Source organism: Achromobacter sp. CSND-B12 (genome assembly GCF_052906545.1).
Genome location: NZ_JBREGJ010000001.1, coordinates 2,896,246 through 2,913,724, shown reverse-complemented (window position 1 = coordinate 2,913,724; position 17,479 = coordinate 2,896,246). Strand labels below are relative to the sequence as shown.

The following is a 17,479-nucleotide window of genomic DNA, read 5'->3' as shown; positions in this document are numbered from 1 at the left end:
TCATGCTGCTGGCGCCTATGATCGTCGCGATTCGTGTCGACGCTTCGGTCGAGATCGGCGCGGGTCATGTCATGCGTTGTCTGACCCTCGCGGACGGCCTGGCGGCGGCGGGCGCGACTGTGCATTTTCTGTGCCGGCCGCATGCGGGGCATCTGGGTGACCTGATCGAGCGGCGCGGGCACGTGCTGCATCTGCTGCCTGCGCCGGGGAGCGTTGCGCCCGACGCCGGAACGTATGGTGCCTGGCTGGGCGATACGCCAGCGGGCGATTGCGAAGCCAGTGGCGACATATTGAACCGCCTGCGGCCCGAGTGGTTGATTGTGGACCACTATGGGCTAGACGCATCCTGGCAGAAGCCACTGCGGCAATGGGCTCGCCGGATCCTCGTCATCGATGACCTGGCGGACCGCGATCACGACTGCGACATCCTGCTGGACCAGAATTTCTACCAGGATGCCGGCCAGCGTTACAGCGCTCATGTTTCGTCCCTGTGTACGCAATTGCTGGGCCCGCGCTATGCGTTGTTGCGGCAGGAATTCTCCACCGAGCGCGCCACGCCGCGAAGCCGTGATGGCCGGGTGCGGCGCGTCCTGGTGGCCTTCGGAGGCATGGATCGCGACGACTATACGAGCCGGTTCTTGGCGGGCCTGCCCGCGTCGACAGATAAGCTGACATTCGACGTGGTGATTGGCGCCAGCCATCCGCGACGCGCGGCGTTGAGCGCCTTTTGCGACGCGCGGCCGAACATGACATTGCACGTGCAGTCCACACGCATGGCCGAACTAATGCAGGCGGCGGATCTGGCCGTGGGTGCGAGCGGCACGAGCAACTGGGAGCGTTTCTGCATCGGCGTACCGAGCATTGCCGTGGCTGTGGCGGAGAACCAGGCGTCGTTGCTGCACGATCTGATGCTGGAAGGGGCGCTACTGGGCGTTTCGCTGGAAACGCCGGATGCCATTGGTGATTGTCTGCGGCTGTTTGAGTACGCGAGGCATCAGCCCGCCTTGCTGCGCGGATTGGCGGAAAAAGGTCTGCGGATGGTTGACGGCAAGGGCATGGCACGGGTTCTGCGCCGGATGCTGACGCCGGAAATCACATTGCGCCCCGCGGCGGCGCAGGACTGCCGCGCCATATTCGAATGGCGCAATGACCCGCGGGCGCGGGCGCATTCCCACGATTCGTCGCCACTGGTGTTCTCCAGCCATGCGCGCTGGTTCGAGGCCGTGCTGGCGGATCCGGACCGCGTGATGCTGATCGCCGCAGCCGGGACGGAACCCGCCGCAGTGGTGCGTTTCGATTGCGCTGGATCCAGCGCAACTCTTTCCATCTATCTGGTGCCTGCGATGCACGGCAGGGCGCTGGGGCCCGCCGTGATTCGTCAGGCTTCGGCCTGGCTGTTGGGTGAGCGCCCCGAGGTCGAGCGCATCCTGGCGGAAGTGAGGCCTGAAAACCAGGCCTCGGCGCAAGCATTCGGCGAGGCAGGCTATGCGCTGCAATACCAGACTTTTGTCCTGAGGCGGACTTCATATGACTAGCAGTTTCACGATCGGATCGCGTCGGGTCGGGCCGGATGCCCCGCCCTTCATCATTGCCGAAATGTCCGGCAACCATAATCAGTCGCTCGACCGCGCTCTGGAGATTGTCGATGCAGCGGCCAAGGCCGGCGCGCATGCGTTGAAAATCCAGACGTATACGGCCGACACCATGACGCTGGACATCGATTCGGGTGATTTCTTCATTTCCGATCCAGGTAGCCTATGGAAGGGCAAGTCGCTGTACAAGTTGTACGAAGAGGCGCATACCCCGTGGGAATGGCACAAGCCCATTTTTGACCGCGCGCGTGCGTTCGGCATGATTCCCTTCAGCACGCCGTTCGATGACAGCTCGGTGGATTTTCTCGAGAGTCTGGAGGTTGATTTCTACAAGATCGCGTCGTTCGAGAACACCGATTTGCCCCTGATCCGCAGGGTGGCTCAGACCGGCAAACCGATGATCATCTCGACCGGCATGGCCAGCCTCGGTGAACTCGAGGACATGGTGAGCACGGCCAGGGAGGCGGGATGCCGCGACCTGGTGCTGCTCAAGTGCACCAGTACCTATCCGGCCAACCCCGAAAACACCAACATCCTGACCATTCCGCACATGCGGCAGATGCTCGGCTGCCAGGTGGGCCTGTCCGATCACACTCTGGGAATTGGCGTCGCCGTGGCCAGTGTGGCATTGGGCGCCACGGTGATCGAGAAGCACTTCACGCTGGCGCGGGCCGAGGGGGGCGTGGACTCGGCCTTCTCGATGGAGCCGCACGAAATGCGGCTGCTGGTCGACGAGTCCGAACGTGCGTGGCAGGGGTTGGGACGCGTCAACTACGGGGCAACGCCGGCCGAGGAAAAGAGCCGTGCGTTCCGTCGCTCGATCTATGCGTGCCGTGATATTTCCCAAGGGGAAGCGTTCACCGCGGACAACATACGCGTCATTCGACCGGGATTTGGCCTCGCGCCGAAGTACTACCCGACGATATTGGGCAAACACGCCAGGCAAGCCATCAAGAAGGGCGATCGCATAGGCTGGGAATCGATCGACCTATGAGCAAGGGGCTTTTGGCCAAGGCCGGATCCTATGTCATCAGCAGTGGCCTGAACAGTGCGGTCCCGTTTCTGTTGATGCCGGTCTTCACGCGCTATCTCACGCCCTCGGACATGGGGGTGGTGGCGATGTACCAAAGCACGTTGAATATCTTTGCAATCATTGTAGAGCTGTCGCTGCCCAGTGCGGTAAGCGTGCGCTATTTCAACCGCGAAGGAATAGACCTGCCGGTTTACACCGGCACCGGCTGGGTCCTGGTCGCGGCTTCCACTGTCCTTTGTTCACTGTTCGCCTTGCTGGTCGCGCCCTGGTTGGAGGAATACACCGGCCTACCGCTGCATTGGGTGCTGATCGCGATTTTCTCGGCGATGTGGGCCGTGGGAATCCAGTTGCGCTTGCGGGTTTGGCAGATGGAAGGCCGGGTCGGCAATTACGCGCTCTTGCAGAACGGCTATACGTTGGCGATCATGGCGGTGTCGGTCCTGCTGGTGGTCGTAATGGCGTTTGGCTGGGAAGGCCGGGCCATGGGTCAGTTCCTGGCCACGGCGGTCCTCGGCATCGGTATCTGCCTGTTTCTGTTGGCACGCGGTGACGTGAAGATTCGCTGGAATGCCGTCTACGCGCGTGAAATCCTGGCATTCGGCCTGCCGTTGATTCCGCATGGGCTGGGCGCCGTCGCGATCGTGTTTGCGGGACGTGTTGTATTGAACACCATGGCAGGGTTGCACGACGTCGGCCTGTATACGGTGGCGTCGCAGCTGACGTTCATCATTGCCCTGATCGCCACTGCATTCAACCAGGCATATGCGCCCTGGTTGTTCAAGCGGTTGTCGGAGGGCGAGGCCTGCCCGCGCCGGCGCATCGTCGCGGCGACCTATGCCTACTTCGTGATCGCGGCGCTGGGCGCGGCCGTGTTTTCCTGGATCGGGGCCTGGGCGATTGATTTCTATCTCGGACCCGGTTATTCGGAGGCGTTCCGCTTCGTTCCCTGGTTGGCGTACTCGGCCGCGTTCACTGGCATGTACTACATGGTGACCAATTATCTGTTTCACAATCGGAAGACCGGACGCCTGGCGGCCTTGACGTTGATCGTGGGCGGGCTGAGCATTCCGTTGTCGGTGTTGCTGATTAAGCTCAACGGCGCGGTCGGCGCCGCGCAAGCGGTGTGCGCGGCCAATTTCGTGATGTTCATCTGCACCTGGGTCATGGCGGCGCGCGTGGAGCCGATGCCATGGAACCTCCTTCGCAAGTGATGAAGAGGCGATCCATGCAGCGGGCGCCAGCGCATCTTGCCAAGATTCTCGATTTCGACGTCGGGCTCGATCACGGTGCCTACACCTTCACACATGGTGGCGTGCATCTGTGGAGCCAGGTGCGCGCCTACTTGGGGGTGCGGCTCTACGACATCTTGTCGAATACGGATTTCGAGGGGGCTAGCGCCAGCGGGGCGACGCCGACATTGAAGTATGTAGCCGATTCCTGGCGGCGCCGTCACGGCGCTTCTGGCGCGGGTGGACGATCCGACGTCATCATCTTCGGCAGCGCGGTCGGGAACATTGCGCAAGCGCCGACGGGGGAGCAGTTCAACTGGTTGACGGACTACGCAGCCTGCAGTCTGGATTGCCGGACGCAAATTGTCGAGTTGAGCGATCGTTGGCGATATCCATGGCCGCGCGCGTACCCGGACGTGTCGACGTTCCATGATTGGGTGCAGTTGCAAGCGAAATTGCGTCAGCGGCTGCACGGTGTCGAGCCGAGAGACCAGCGGACCATCGAGCGCTTTCTTCTAGCCTTGCGAGACGCATTCGGCGAGTATCTGACGGATGCCGATTTCTCCTCGATGCGGCATACGCTCATGACGGTGGCGCGCCGCGCGGGCATATGGATGCGCTTGTACGACTGCTATTTCCAGCGGCGGCAGCCACGCCTGGTGCAGATCGAGGGAGCCTGTTATGGCGGCGCCTGGCCCTTCGTCATGCGTTCGGCTCGGGCCGCTGGCGCCGTGGTGGCCGAGTTCCAGCACGGGTACATCGGCCGGGATCATTACGCGTACAACTACGCGCCGGCGCTGATGGCTTCGTCGTTCTGCGAGGATTTGCCAGATTATTTCCTGGCGTATGGTTCGTACTGGGCGCGGCAGATCAGCATCTCCAGCCAGATCGAGGTCGTGGGCAGTCCCCGCATGGCCGAGGGCAAGGCGAAGCTGGCCTCCGTGAGGCCGGGCGCCGATATCCTGCTGGCATCGACCGGCCTGGGTGTGGAGGTGTACACCGCGACCGTGGATGCGTTATTGCGCTCGATGCCTGAGGCTGGCTCGGTTGTCTTCCGGCCGCACCCGAGCGAGCGCGCGGTCGCGGCAACGCGCTACCAGGCCCTGCTGAGTCGGCCGCGTGTGCGCCTGGACGATACGCCGGATGTCTATCGCAGCATTGCCCAGTCCATGCTGGTGGTAGGTGATCTTTCGACGTTGATGTACGAAGCCCTGGGATTGGGCCGTTCCGTGCGCATCATCGATACCGAGGCGACGCGCGAACGGATGTCTGCGGATTTGTTCCAGTTCCTGGACGATCGGACGATCGCAGGTGAAATCGTGGCGTTGATGGCCGCACCGCATGGTTGCGGCGCGACCCAGCTAGCATCGGAGTCGATCTGGGCGAGCGACTGGAAGGCGCGTTATCGTGCCTTCGTTGGACGCTTTCTCTGAACGGTCACGCAGCGATGGTGGCGGGCGACTGCCTGCAAAAGCCCGGCACCATCTCTTTCAGGATAGCCATGACCTGGTCTTGGTCGTCGTGCATCATGGCGTCGTCCAGTTGGGCCAGGCGCACCATCAGGGCATCATAGGCCAGGGCATGCTCTTCGGCGCGCATGATGCGCGGATGCTGCGTCGGCAACGCCTGGGCGTCGATCAACAGTTCTTCGTAGAGTTTTTCGCCCGGGCGCAACCCGATCGTGCGGATCTCGATATCGCCGTCGGGTTGGTCCGCGTCGCGCAAGGTCAGGCCATACATGTTGATCATGCGCACCGCCAGATCGCGGATGCGCACAGGCTCGCCCATGTCCAGCACGAACACCGAGCCGGACTCCCCCATTGCGCCGGCTTGCAGCACCAACTGGGCGGCTTCAGGTATGGTCATGAAGTAGCGCGTGATGTCGGGATGCGTCAGCGTGATCGGGCCGCCTGCCAGGATCTGGCGATGGAACAGCGGGACGACGCTGCCCGAACTGCCCAGAACGTTGCCGAATCGCACCATGGAAAAGCGCGGACCGTCAGGCAGCTGCGCATGTGCTTGCAGCACCAGTTCGGCCAGGCGTTTGGAGGCACCCATGACATTGGTCGGCCGTACCGCCTTGTCGGTGGAAATGAGCACGAAATCCGAGGTGCGCGCATCCACTGCGGCCCTGGCCAGGGCCAGCGTGCCGAATGTGTTGGTGCGTATGCCCTCATGGACGTTGGCCTCGACGATGGGCACGTGCTTGTAAGCAGCCGCATGGTAGATGGTCTGGATCTCGAAGTGTCGCAACTGGGCCAGGCATCGGTCATAGTCCCGCACCGAGCCCAGCACCGAAATGATCTCGACGACGTTGTCGCCGTTGAGCTGGCGCAGATTGTGATCGATGGCGTATAAGGCGACCTCCGACATTTCGAACAGAACCAGGCGGCGGGGTTGCAATGTCAGAATCTGACGGCACAGTTCGGAACCGATGGATCCTCCCGCGCCACTGACGAACACCGATTTGCCACGTACGCAGCGCTCCAGGAGCTCGGGAACCGGCGCCACGGGGTCGCGGCCTAGCAAGTCCTCGACCTGCACGTCGCGCAGCCTGGGGCCTTTGGAGTCGACCAGTTCCTGGAGGCTGGGCACCAGACGGATGCGCAGGCGATAGCCTTCCACTTGTTCGACTATGTTACGGATCTGGGTGGGCGTGGCGGACGGGATGGCGATCAGCAACTGCTGGATCTGATGGCGCTCGATCAGTCGGGGCAGGTCGCTGGGCGCATGCACTCGCAGGCCGGCGATGACCAGTTTGCGCTTGCGTCGGTCGTCGTCGACGAGGGCCACCGGTGTGTAATGCGGGCCGGCGCGCAAGGCCGTGAGCAGTTGTGAACCGGCGGCGCCGGCGCCATAGATGGCGACTGGCACGCGCACGTCGGCCGCATGGTAAGTGCCGGGGAAAAGAGCGCGGCGCGCGAGAACACGCGCGCTGAGTAGGCTGACTACGGCGAGCAGGGCGTAGATGACGAGCACGCCGCGGGACAGCCCCGTGGGCATCTGCAGAAAAATGGTCATGGCGGTGGTGACCATGACCGACACCAGGACACCGCCGGCGATCGAAAAGACCACCCTCTCATTCATGTACCGCAGCACGTAACGGTACAGGCCCAGGGCGCCGAACGCCGCCAGGCCGCCGATGCAGGCCGAGACCGACAGCAGCAGGTAGTAGTGGTCGAAGAAAAAAAGTTCGAACCGGAACCACAACGCCAGTTGGAACGACAGCAGCAGGATAAAGGCGTCGAATGCAATCGCCAACCCTTGCTTGTAAGGTCGAGGAAGGGTGACGAATACGCGACGCACGGCGTAGGGAAGAGGAGGCATCAAGGCGATGTAGCTTTTGAGGATGAACTCGCATCCGGTGACGAAGGGTTCAATCTTTCAGGGGCGTACCACCCGAGAGGCGGTCTGCAGCAGGATTTTCATATCGGTCGCGAACGATTGTTCGGTGACATATTCCATTTGCAGCTTCAGCTTTTCGGGCAGAATCTGTTCTCGATAGATCGTGTCTGGATCGTTGGACGAGTCCAGCATCGCGTTTTCGTCCCGGAACCGGATCGAGGCTAGATCGGTGATTCCGGGCCTGACCGACAGCACCACGTCGCGCACGTCGTCTGGATACACGGCCACATATTTTGGTACTTCCGGACGCGGGCCGACCAAACTCATGTCACCATACAGCACGTCCAGCAATTGGGGCAGTTCGTCCAGCTTCCATTGACGCAGCCACCGGCCAACGCGCGTGATGCGCGAGTCGTTGTTGACCGTGATCTCGCTGCCCGATTCATGCGACCGCAGGTGCATGCTGCGGAACTTGTGGATCGCGAACAAGCGTCCGTGCCTTCCGACCCGCTGCTGGCGAAAAAATACCGGACCGGATGAGTCCAGCTTGATCGCCAGCGCGATGATGGCGAACAGCGGCAGGCAGAGCAGCAGCCCCACCACCGCGCACAGAAGGTCGAAAGCGCGTTTCATTGCTGCGCCAGGATATCCAGGGCGGTGGCACAGACGCGCTGCACGTTCTCGTCGGTCATGCTCGAGTAGATTGGCAGGCTCACCATGTTTTCATAGGCATGTTGCGAATGCGGGAACATCTCGGGCGCCAGGTGGTAGCGGTCGCGCCAATAAGGCTGCAGGTGCAAGGGGACGTAATGTACGCTGCAACCGATGCCCTGTTCGGCCATTCGGGCGATGAAGGCGTCGCGGTCCACGGCGCAGTCGGTGGTCAGGCGCAGGACGTAGAGATGCCAAGCGTGCAGGTCGTCGGGGGCATGGGGCGTGGCCGACAGATTGCCTGGGGCGGCGGCTCCTGGGCGCGGAGGTAATATCACGGGCGCCCCGGCAAGCGCTGCATCCAGTTGCTCGGCGATGGCGCTGCGGCGGTCGCGCATCTGGTGAATGCGGCCCAGCTGCACACGGCCGAGTGCAGCGCTCAAGTCAGGCATGTTGTACTTGTAGCCGGGCGCGACGATTTCGTAAAACCAGGCCGGCTTCTTCGACGTGAAGCGGTCGAACGCATCGCGATCGATGCCGTGCAGGCGCATGACGCGGCAGCGTTTGGCGATTGCCGGATCACGGGTGACCACCATGCCGCCCTCGCCGGTGGCGAGCGTCTTGGTGGCGTAGAAACTGTATACGGTGGCATCGCTGGCAAGCGTGCCTATCTTCTCCCCGTGCCAGGTGGCAGGCAGTGAGTGCGCGGCATCCTCGATGACTTTCAATCCATGTTTTTGGGCGATGGAAAGGATGGCGGTCATGTCGCACGACAGCCCAGCGTAGTGTACGGGGACGATTGCCTTGGTGCGGGGGGTGATCGCGCGTTCGATAGCCTGTGGGGAAATGCACAAGGTGAACGGGTCGATATCCACCAGTACAGGTTCAGCGCCGAGGTAGCGTGCCACCTCGGCGCTGGCGGTGAATGTGTGGGTGGTGGTGATGACCTCATCGCCGGGGCCGACACCAATGGCTTCCAGCGCCAGATGCAGCCCGGCGGTGGCGGAGTTGACCGCCACCGCCTGCAGTGATTCGTCGCCCAGATAGCGCGCGAATTCGAGTTCGAATTCCTTCGCATTGGGGCCGGTCGTCAGCCAGCCAGAGCGCATGGTCTGGACGACCGCCTCGATTTCCGCGTCCCCGATGTCGGGCAAGGCAAAGGGAATGAAGGGTGCTTGGCTCATGGTCAGGGCGAATGTGAGAGAGGGCGCGCAGCGCCGTGAATGATAAGGAAAAGGTGTCTGGTCACGCGTCTCGCTGGTACCCCGCATTATCCGCCAGAACCCATGCGGCGTGTGGGGCCTCCGGCGGCCGGACCGGCCGCAGGTTTCGATCGGCATGGCCCGGTCCGCTTCAAGGCGGATGCGGGCGTAACAAATCTTCGTATAGCGAAACCAGCCTTGTCGCTTCCGCTGGCCAGCTCAGTTGCCGCTTCAACGCCAATGCGCCACCGCGCCGGGTGGCCACGTCCTGCGGCGTGATCGTCGCGATGGTCGCGTGGATGGCGTCAGCGTCCACGGCGCAGGTCCAGCCGGCATTGTGGCCGGCCAGCAATGCGGCTTGGTCGGGCAGGTCTGCCGTGATGACCGGCACGCCTGCCTTGATGGTCTCGAACAGTTTGTTGGGCAGCGAATAGCGGTAGCTCAGGCAGATGTCCTCGATCAGGCACATGCCTACATCGGCGCCGGCAGCGCGGTGGACCACCTGGTCCATGGGCACCGACGCGTGCAGATGGATGTTGGGCGCCGTTGCGGCCACCTGCTTGATGTCGTTGGCCAGGGGGCCGCTGCCAAGGAAAAGGATGTGCTGCGCGCAGCCGGGTCGGGCGAAGGCGTCCAGCATCGCACGGATACCTCGTCCTTCCACGAGGCCCCCCAAGTACAGAAATAGCACACTGGTGTCCGGAATCCCCAATATCTCTTTCCAGGGATACGGTTTGATCTCGGGCGGGTCATACGGCACGTTCCGCACCAGTTCGACACGCAGGCCCGGGTAGGCGGTCTCGTACCATGCCTGGATGGACGGACTCACGACCAGTGTGGCGTCGACGTAGCGGATCAGCGTGCGTTCCATCCACCGCGCCAGCCTCTGCCGCAGGCCGCGCAGGCCATTGGTTTCCGTTTCGAGTTCGTGGGCATCGTAAACCAGTCGCGCGCCGGTGGCGGTCTTCATAAGACGCGCCAGGAGCAGGGGTAGCAGACTGTGGCAGTGGATCACCGCCACGGGACGCCGCCGGTACTCGCGCAAAATGCGCCAGGACCATTCGATGTATTTGACCAGCTGTGAGGCAAGATTCCTGGGCAAGCGTTGTCGAGTGACCAGGGGTACCCGCCACAAGATCCGGGCCGGCGTACCCAGCGGCTCGCGCTCGGGCGCGTCCGGATCACCGAATGCGGCGATTTCCACCTGGCCAATCAGGCCGGACGCCAACAGTGCGTCAGTTTCCTTGAAGGTGCGCGACTCGAACTTGAAGTCCGTGCCGAACAGGTGCACATTGAGAGGACTCATCGTGGCGTCCGAACGGCGATGGCACGAGTGGTCGGCTCAGGCTTCGGCAAGCAGGGCCTCCAATTGGCTGTATGCCGGATAGGTAATCAGGACTGCGCGGTGTTTGCCGTGGAATACGAACATGCTGCCCGCGCTGACCGCGGAAGCACCGGCCTGTTTGGCTTGCGCGAAGTCATGCAGCGAGCTGGCGCCACCGCTCGCGACGACGGGAATATCGACCGCGTTGCTGACGGCGGTAATCAAGGGCAGGTCGTAGCCGTTCATGCAGCCGTCGCGGTCGATCGCGGTCAGCAGGATTTCGCCGGCGCCGGCGCGTTCCATCGAACGGGCGTGACTGACGGGGTCCGTATCCAGGCTGACCGTGCCGCCCTGCGAGTGCACCGTGTATTTGCCGAACAGGTTGCGCTTGACGTCGATCGAGACGACTACGCTCTGGCTACCGGCCTCCGCCGCGATCTGGCTGATAAGCGCGGGGCTTTGGGCGATGCTGGTGTTCAGGATGACTTTTTCGACGCCTAGCTTGAACAGCTTCCTGGCGTGTTCGAGTGTGCTGATGCCGCCGCCATACGCGAACGGCATGAAAGCCTCGCTCGCGATATCACCCAGCAGTTCATAGTCGGGTTCGCGGCCGGCGGCTGTGGCGCTGATGTCCAGGAAGACGAGTTCGTCGACTTCCTTTTCGTTGAAGATACGGACCGCGTTGATCGGGTCGCCGATATAGGTCGGATTCTTGAACTTGCGGGTTTTGACCAGTCCGCCGTTCTTGAGCAACAGGCAGGGGATGACTCGAGTCCGTAGCATGTCAGATTCCGGCGAAATTCTTGAGGAGCGTCATGCCGAAACGATGGCTTTTTTCGGGGTGGAACTGCGAACCCATGATGTTGCCGCGCTGGATCATGCTGCTGAAGCGTCCACCGTAGTCGGTTTCCGCCAGGCTGTCCTCAGCGTGCGCGCATTCGACGCGATAGCTGTGCACGAAGTAGAAGCGCGCATCGTGGGTAAGGTTATCGAGCAGCGGGCTGGGCTTTTGCGGATAGATGAGATTCCATCCCATGTGCGGCACTTTCAGGTTCGGCTGAGCGAACTTGAATAGCCGGCTGTGGGCGGGGATGAGGTTCAAGCCAGGAAGCTCCCCTTCGTCGCTTCCGGTACCCAGCAATTGCATGCCAAGGCAGATGCCTAGCACGGGGGTGCGCCGTTCCAGCGCTTGTTGCTTGATGGGGGCGATAAGCCCGCGGGTTGCGAGTTCGCGTATGGCGTGGTCAAACGCGCCGACTCCAGGCAACAGAAGTTTCTCGGCCTGAAGTACCTGCTCGGGCGTGGTGACCAGTTGGGCCGGCACGCCGATCTTGCGGAACATGTTCAGGATCGAGCCGAGATTGCCCACTCCATAATCGATGACTGAGATCATCTGCGACGGCCTTTCCCGTTAGCTATAGACCCGGACCTTGCGGCCGCCGGTCAGTGCCGAGACGGCGCGCATGCCGGCGCGTACGGCGGCGTACAGGCCATCCTGGTTGGCGTAGTCGGTGTAGACGCGCCCGGGCGGCTGCAGCAGTTGCTCGAACTCTTCCGCGCTGAAACCCAGTTTCTTGGCGATGTAGGCCTTGTCCTGGCGCAGTTCCTGCTCGTCGTACAGCGGTTCTTCCAGCGCGGCCAGTGCGGTGGGCCGGTCGATGTCGCCCGACAGGATTCGGCTCGAAAGGTGCGCGCGACGCTTGTCGTAGCCGAACTTGTAGGGCAGGTAGTGGTTCTGGAAAAAGCGGGTGAAGACCGACTCGCCGTGCTTGCGGCCGTAGTCGCGGTAGCCGACCGTTTCCTGCAGGTACTTCAGCGCTTCGTCCTTGCGGTACGGCAGGTAGTTCAACGGGCGAATAACATCCATCTTCCGGATGAACGGATAGTAGAAATAGTACTGGAAGAAGTTGATGACCGGGAAGCTGCCAAGCGATCGGGTGCCGTGCTTGCGGTGAATCGCCTTCAGGTTGATGGCGTCCATGGCATTGTGGCCCCAGGCGCGCGGTAGCACCGATTCCGTGGCGATATTGCCACCACTGATGACGTGACGGATATTGTTCTTGACTGCGAAGTGATAGAGCGCGCCAAAGAAGGCGTGGTCCTGGGGCACGTCCTGGTTGGCGACGCCGGCACGCAGGTAGGCGGCCTGCAGGTCGCGCATGACTTCCCAATCGATCACATGCGTGTGCAGGTCGTAATTGCAGTGTTTGACGATGCGTTCGATGTTATGGACTGCCAGCTCGCTGTTCCAGCCTGCATCTACGTGCACGATCAGCGGGCGCAAGTCATATTCCTTGATCTTCAACGCCAGATACGAGCTGTCGATGCCACCGCTCAGGCCGATGATACAGTCATATTCATGATTGCGCCGTTCGGTCCGGATGGCTTCGATGCGTTGCTGGAAAAGTTGTGCGCCCTGCTCGTTGGGGTACCAGTACTTTGACGTGGAAGCGTCAAAGGTGAAGCAGTGGGAACACACGCCCTGGTCGTCGAACGTAATGAGCGGATCGGAAGTGTCCATGACACAGCGATTGCAGATCCGATAGTCGGGATTTGGCATGTATTTTGGAACCGGAAAGAGGGCGGATAACTCGTCATTTTAGCGGGTTCGTTGTCCGCGATGGCGGGAGCGCGCCAGGGAAATCCAGCAGACCGGCGGTCGGCTCCGCCACGTATTAAATGTATCTAATTATTTCATGTGCGGTTCGAGTTATGCATCGGCGTCGGTCCGCTCAGACGAGATCCGCGTACAGACCGAGCAGCTTGCGTTCTTCGCTGATCCAGTTGAATTCGGTTTCCACCGCGTGGCGGCCAGCCTGCGCATGGCGTTGCAGGGACTCGGGGTCATCCAGCATTTCCCGCAGCACGCGTGCGATGTCGGAGGGGTCTTCGGGGTTGGCACACCGGCCCGCGCCCGAGCGCTCGATGATATCGAGCCACATCGCAAAGTTCGATGCCATGACCGGGACACTGGCTGACATGTACTCGAACATCTTGTTGGGCAAGGCGTGTATGTGATTGGGCATGGGGTGGAACAGCACCAGTCCGATCGAGGCCTGGGCAAGAATGTCGCGCACGCCCTCGCGGGAGACCACGCCCTTGTATTGGACGTATTGCCAGCCTGGCAGGGCACGTAGTTCGGCTTCCAGCGAGGCGTTTTCGAAGGGACCCGCCAACAGCAGGGTGGCGTTGGCCGCCGGCAGTGCGGTGATGATTTCGCGTACGCCGCGGATGGCGCTAATGCCGCCGATATAGCAAATGTTGCGCGACTTGGCCTGTGTAGCCTCCTGCCGATCTGGCCTGGGCATTGCCACCAATTCATTGGGCAGGGGATAGTTGTTGATGTCGAGCGTGCGGGCGCCGATGCGAGCGAAGCGTGCTGCAATGTGCGGTGTTGCCGTCACGACCGCCGTATAGCGGCGCGCGGCGAAGTTCTCGACCGCTTCGAAGAGGCCGGCGATGGCGCGCCGTGTTCCGTTGGGCAACCACGGTTTGCTAAGAATCTGCCTGGGCACGTCCTCGTGGGCGTCATAGACGACGGAGATACCGGCCCAGTGCAGGAGCAGCGTGATCGGGATCAGCTCCGGGTCGTGGAAGTGCACGACCTTTTCTTTGTTGCGCCGCAGCGCCAACCAGATTTTCCAGGGTTTGATGATCATGCGCCGGAACCGGCCAGGCGCGCTGGCTCCGACGTCATGGATGTTCACGCCATTGGCCATCGCTTCACCCTTGCCATCGCCGACATAGAGGCGCACGTCGTAGCCGGCGCGCGCCAGGCTCGAGCATTCCTTGACGAAAATGCGGATGTCATTCCGCTGGTGGGCACTGGAAATGTGTGCGACGCGAGGTTTTGAGGCAGTTTCGGAAAGGGTCATAGGCTGTTAACGGATTCTTCGAACTGACTGGCCTCGACGGCGCAAGAAGGAGGCCGATTTTAACGGCACTACAGCCATCTTTGTGCCAGCGTGTCGGCGCGGGGCTCTAGGAGCAGGCGAGACCGTTCGACTGCGCCGACGGCCGGGCGTTGCCCGGCATGTTTGCGAACAGCCATCCAAGCAGAAACCAGAACGGCTGCAGATAGACCATGGAGCTCGGCGCCAAGCCCGCGACACCGGCTACAACCAGACAGGTCCGGCCACGCCAGTCTGACCGCCACAGCAGCCAGAGCAGGGCGAGTGGCCAGGACAAGCCCAGATAGAACGTCATTTCGAGCCAGAACAGGTGGGGCGAGGCCCAGGGGGCGATGGCGCCGGGAACCGGCCAGGTGACATTGAGCTGGCCTACGCCCATGCCTGTGATCCATTGCCACCACGGCATATTTTGCGCTTGCTGCAGCATGTCCATGACCATGGTGCGGCGGTAGTCGGTGGAAGCGTCACCGGGTGTCTGTGCTAGCGCCAGTTCGCCGTGCGTTACGGTCAATTGTGGCATGGCGCGCGTCTGCATGCCTTCATAATGCATGGCGCCGATCAGGGCGGCAGTCAATATCGCCCAGCCGGCGGCCCACCCTGCTCGTTTGCGCCATCCTCCAGGCATGAAGCATAGAAGGTAGGCCACGCCGAACAGCGCCAGCGCCACTACGTCGGCGCGGCGATTCAGGAGCAGGCAATAGGTCCAAGCAATCGCGAACAGCAACGGGGGCAATCTACGCTTGGTCAGGAACCATAGCAAAGCTACGAAGATGAGCACCGTACCCATGTCATTGACGTTATCCCAGGAGCCGCCAGTCAGAGGATATTCTGGCCGGAAGCGGCCGGAATGGGTCCAGCCGTCGAACACCGGGAACCAGGCCAATATCAGCCACCAGGCGACCAGGACGCGCAGAAACGGCGTCAGATCGACGTTGCGCGCGGCCAGTTGTTGCGCCAGCAGTAGATGCGCCAAGCCGATGGTCAGTATGACGCTGAACTGCAGGTAGCGTTGCGTCTGCGAGGCATAGGTCGCCTGCATCAGGATCAGGGCCACGGCTATAGCGGCCAATTTCCAGTGAGGACCTTCCGCCAGGATGCGCCGCGTCGTACGATTGGCGGCGAAGGCGACGGCCATGAGCATCAGGCCCCAATGGAACGGACGCAGCGGGGCGGCCAGGTAGATGGACGAACCGAGAAAGGCCAGCACGAACGCCAGGATGAGCAGATATCTGGCGTGCCTGTCGCTCAGCAGGTCACAGGAATTGCGAACAGATGCCATAGAAAATCGCGGGCGCGGCCAAGCCGACACCGATCAGACGGCCGCGCAGCATCGCCTGCACCGCGGCGAAAACGTGGGGAGGCGCATGGTCATCGACGATGCGGGCGATTCGCGGCTCCAGCGCAAATGTCAGCAGGACGGTGGCCGCCCCGTTGATGATGCCGGACAACTGCGAAATGGTGCTGCGATAGTCGTGGAAAACGAGTGCGAAGAAGTACGACAGCAACACGCCGAGGGCGTAGCAAAGAAAGACTGCCGCGGCCAGCGGCGTGATGCGGCGCGGCGCAGGCCGGTCGGGGCGCAAGTCGACGCGCAGGGTTGCGGCGTGCACTTTTGGGTGACTACTGCCACGGTTGATGAAATTGACCAGCACCGCGATCCAGTAATAGCGCGCCTGGTAGGCGCACAACGATAGCAGGGCCGCCCCGCCCATAGCGGCCAGGCCCATCACCGCATAGTGATTGCGGGGTACGTTGCGGTCGATGAGAAATCCCAGCATGGGCATCAGCGCGAGATAGAAGAAGCGAGTAATGGTTGTGGTTGCATTCTGGATGGCGTAGCCTGTCACGGCCTTGCCTGAGAGGCTACCGGCGACCCGGGCGTAATAGCTCAGGAACTCCAGCAGATGGATAGCGGAAAAGCTCACAACCACCAAGATGCTAAGCGTCATCACGGCGTGGTGATCCGGTTGTCGCTGTCGCGCTGCGCGAGCGCCAGGGTTTGCCGATAAGCATCCAGCATGGTCTGCAGGCTGTGTTCCCAGGTGTACTCGTCGAGCACGCGCTGCCGGCCACCGCGGCCCAGTTTGGTCCGCAGCGCCGGATCCAACACCAGATCAAGAATGCGCGCCGCGGCGAAGCCTGGGTCGTCGACGGGTACGATAAACCCGGATTCCTGATCGTTGACAATTTCGGCCGGCCCATCGGCGCTTGATACGACGACGGGCACACTACAGGAACAGGCCTCGAGGATGGCGACGCCAAAGCTGTCCCGCCGGCTCAGGGCAACATAGACGTCCAACTCGTTGAGCGCATCGGGCACTTTTTCGTGCGAGATGAAGCCGGCGAACGTCACTTGCTCGGCAATCCCGAGTTCGCGCGTCAGGGCCTCCAGCTTGGCATGCTCCTGGCCCTTGCCGTAAATGCGGACCTTGATGCGATCGGCAATGTCCGGATGGGTGCGGCGCAGTTGCGCCAGCACGATCTGCACGGCACGCAGGAACGTGTCGATCCCGTACTGCGTTTCCAGTGCCTTAATTGTGCCTAGAACGATGGCCTGCGTATCGGCATCGCGTGCGCGTGCGGGAAATTGGGCCGGGTCCACACCAAAGGGCGTGATGGCAATCGGGCCGTCCGTGAGCTTGCCGATCTCTTGCGCCATGGCGTGACTGGTCGATCCCACCAGGGTGGCGAATTTCAGATTGCGCATCACGATCTTGCGGTGCAACGCAGACTTGTTGGGAAAGTCATAGATGTCGCTGCCCCAAACGGAAAGCAGGGTCGGTGAATAACCGGACAGGCGCGCGAGCAGGCCATAGCCGGTTGCGTAGTGCGCATTCAACAACTGTGGCTTGATCTGGTCAAGCTCCTGGCGCAGCTGCCGGCCCGCAGCGAGATATCCCGCGGGAGTGCCCCACGGGAGCCTGTGGATGTGGACGAGGCTGGAAATGTTCGGGCTGGGCGGATGGAGGGTCCAGAGATGGACTGTAAGGCCTTTTTCCGCCAATCCATTCGCCCATTTGACGGTATGAATGCTATTAGCTGCGGCGAGGAGCGCGACGCAGGTCGGTACCCGCCCGTCGTTGGAGTCGTTGTTCTGCTGCAAGGCTGTTGAGACTGGAAATCATTGAATGGCACCAAGGTTACGTAGTCAACGTATCTTGGGCATGTCCGGTGGTTTCGAGAAATTTCCGG

15 protein-coding genes are annotated in these 17,479 nt (G+C 61.9%); 4 read left to right on the top strand and 11 right to left on the bottom strand.

The genetic code is table 11. The features are described 5' to 3' along the window. Nucleotides 1-2 precede the first annotated feature (2 nt). Genes pseG through ACUTAG_RS13645 form a run of 4 tightly spaced genes read left to right on the top strand, consistent with a single transcriptional unit; the run spans nt 3 to nt 5,287 of the window. The gene (gene pseG, locus ACUTAG_RS13660; protein ID WP_148317449.1) at nt 3-1,535 is read left to right on the top strand and encodes a UDP-2,4-diacetamido-2,4,6-trideoxy-beta-L-altropyranose hydrolase; all 1,533 of its coding nucleotides are present in this window, start codon (nt 3-5) and stop codon (nt 1,533-1,535) included. Continuing rightward, entirely contained in the window at nt 1,528-2,586 is a 1,059-nt protein-coding gene (gene pseI, locus ACUTAG_RS13655) for a pseudaminic acid synthase (protein ID WP_054446435.1), read from the top strand. Before pseG ends, pseI begins: the two co-directional genes overlap by 8 nt. After that, nucleotides 2,583-3,836 carry a lipopolysaccharide biosynthesis protein gene (locus ACUTAG_RS13650; protein ID WP_054446433.1) on the top strand — a complete coding sequence of 418 codons (1,254 nt, stop codon included), beginning with the start codon at nt 2,583-2,585 and terminating at the stop codon, nt 3,834-3,836. Before pseI ends, ACUTAG_RS13650 begins: the two co-directional genes overlap by 4 nt. Then, a complete protein-coding gene (locus ACUTAG_RS13645; RefSeq protein WP_127481540.1) occupies nt 3,815-5,287 on the top strand; it encodes a hypothetical protein in 1,473 nt (490 codons plus the stop codon). Before ACUTAG_RS13650 ends, ACUTAG_RS13645 begins: the two co-directional genes overlap by 22 nt. 4 nt (nt 5,288-5,291) lie before the next feature. On the opposite strand, the gene ACUTAG_RS13640 is transcribed toward ACUTAG_RS13645, so the two are convergent. The 11 genes from ACUTAG_RS13640 to ACUTAG_RS13590 all read right to left on the bottom strand — a co-directional run bounded on the left by ACUTAG_RS13640 (nt 5,292) and on the right by ACUTAG_RS13590 (nt 17,390). After that, a complete protein-coding gene (locus ACUTAG_RS13640) occupies nt 5,292-7,181 on the bottom strand; it encodes a polysaccharide biosynthesis protein (RefSeq protein ID WP_081322446.1) in 1,890 nt (629 codons plus the stop codon). A gap of 57 nt (nt 7,182-7,238) precedes the next feature. Continuing rightward, nucleotides 7,239-7,832 (bottom strand): sugar transferase, encoded by a 594-nt coding sequence (locus ACUTAG_RS13635; RefSeq protein WP_058665547.1) that lies wholly within the window; start codon nt 7,830-7,832, stop codon nt 7,239-7,241. Beyond that, the gene (locus tag ACUTAG_RS13630) at nt 7,829-9,034 is read right to left on the bottom strand and encodes a DegT/DnrJ/EryC1/StrS family aminotransferase (RefSeq protein WP_148317447.1); all 1,206 of its coding nucleotides are present in this window, start codon (nt 9,032-9,034) and stop codon (nt 7,829-7,831) included. Before ACUTAG_RS13630 ends, ACUTAG_RS13635 begins: the two co-directional genes overlap by 4 nt. A 169-nt stretch (nt 9,035-9,203) precedes the next feature. Further along, on the bottom strand, nt 9,204-10,358 hold the full coding sequence (locus ACUTAG_RS13625; protein WP_082385386.1) for a glycosyltransferase: 1,155 nt from the start codon (nt 10,356-10,358) through the stop codon (nt 9,204-9,206). 36 nt (nt 10,359-10,394) lie between these two features. Beyond that, nucleotides 10,395-11,159, bottom strand: coding sequence for an AglZ/HisF2 family acetamidino modification protein (locus ACUTAG_RS13620; protein ID WP_054446421.1), 765 nt, complete (start codon nt 11,157-11,159; stop codon nt 10,395-10,397). Nucleotide 11,160: 1 nt separating this feature from the next. Beyond that, nucleotides 11,161-11,769 (bottom strand): imidazole glycerol phosphate synthase subunit HisH, encoded by a 609-nt coding sequence (gene hisH, locus ACUTAG_RS13615; protein WP_054446420.1) that lies wholly within the window; start codon nt 11,767-11,769, stop codon nt 11,161-11,163. A gap of 18 nt (nt 11,770-11,787) precedes the next feature. Further along, nucleotides 11,788-12,936 carry an N-acetyl sugar amidotransferase gene (locus ACUTAG_RS13610; protein WP_054446418.1) on the bottom strand — a complete coding sequence of 383 codons (1,149 nt, stop codon included), beginning with the start codon at nt 12,934-12,936 and terminating at the stop codon, nt 11,788-11,790. A 172-nt stretch (nt 12,937-13,108) separates the two neighbouring features. Further along, entirely contained in the window at nt 13,109-14,251 is a 1,143-nt protein-coding gene (locus ACUTAG_RS13605) for a glycosyltransferase (RefSeq protein ID WP_054446416.1), read from the bottom strand. Between the two features lie 106 nt (nt 14,252-14,357). Beyond that, complete coding sequence (locus ACUTAG_RS13600) at nt 14,358-15,566, bottom strand: hypothetical protein (protein WP_054446414.1); 1,209 nt, start codon at nt 15,564-15,566, stop codon at nt 14,358-14,360. After that, nucleotides 15,541-16,236 (bottom strand): lipid II flippase family protein, encoded by a 696-nt coding sequence (locus tag ACUTAG_RS13595; protein WP_275253761.1) that lies wholly within the window; start codon nt 16,234-16,236, stop codon nt 15,541-15,543. The genes ACUTAG_RS13600 and ACUTAG_RS13595 overlap by 26 nt, the downstream gene beginning before the upstream one ends. Next, the gene (locus ACUTAG_RS13590) at nt 16,236-17,390 is read right to left on the bottom strand and encodes a glycosyltransferase (protein ID WP_058665549.1); all 1,155 of its coding nucleotides are present in this window, start codon (nt 17,388-17,390) and stop codon (nt 16,236-16,238) included. Before ACUTAG_RS13590 ends, ACUTAG_RS13595 begins: the two co-directional genes overlap by 1 nt. Nucleotides 17,391-17,479 lie beyond the last annotated feature (89 nt).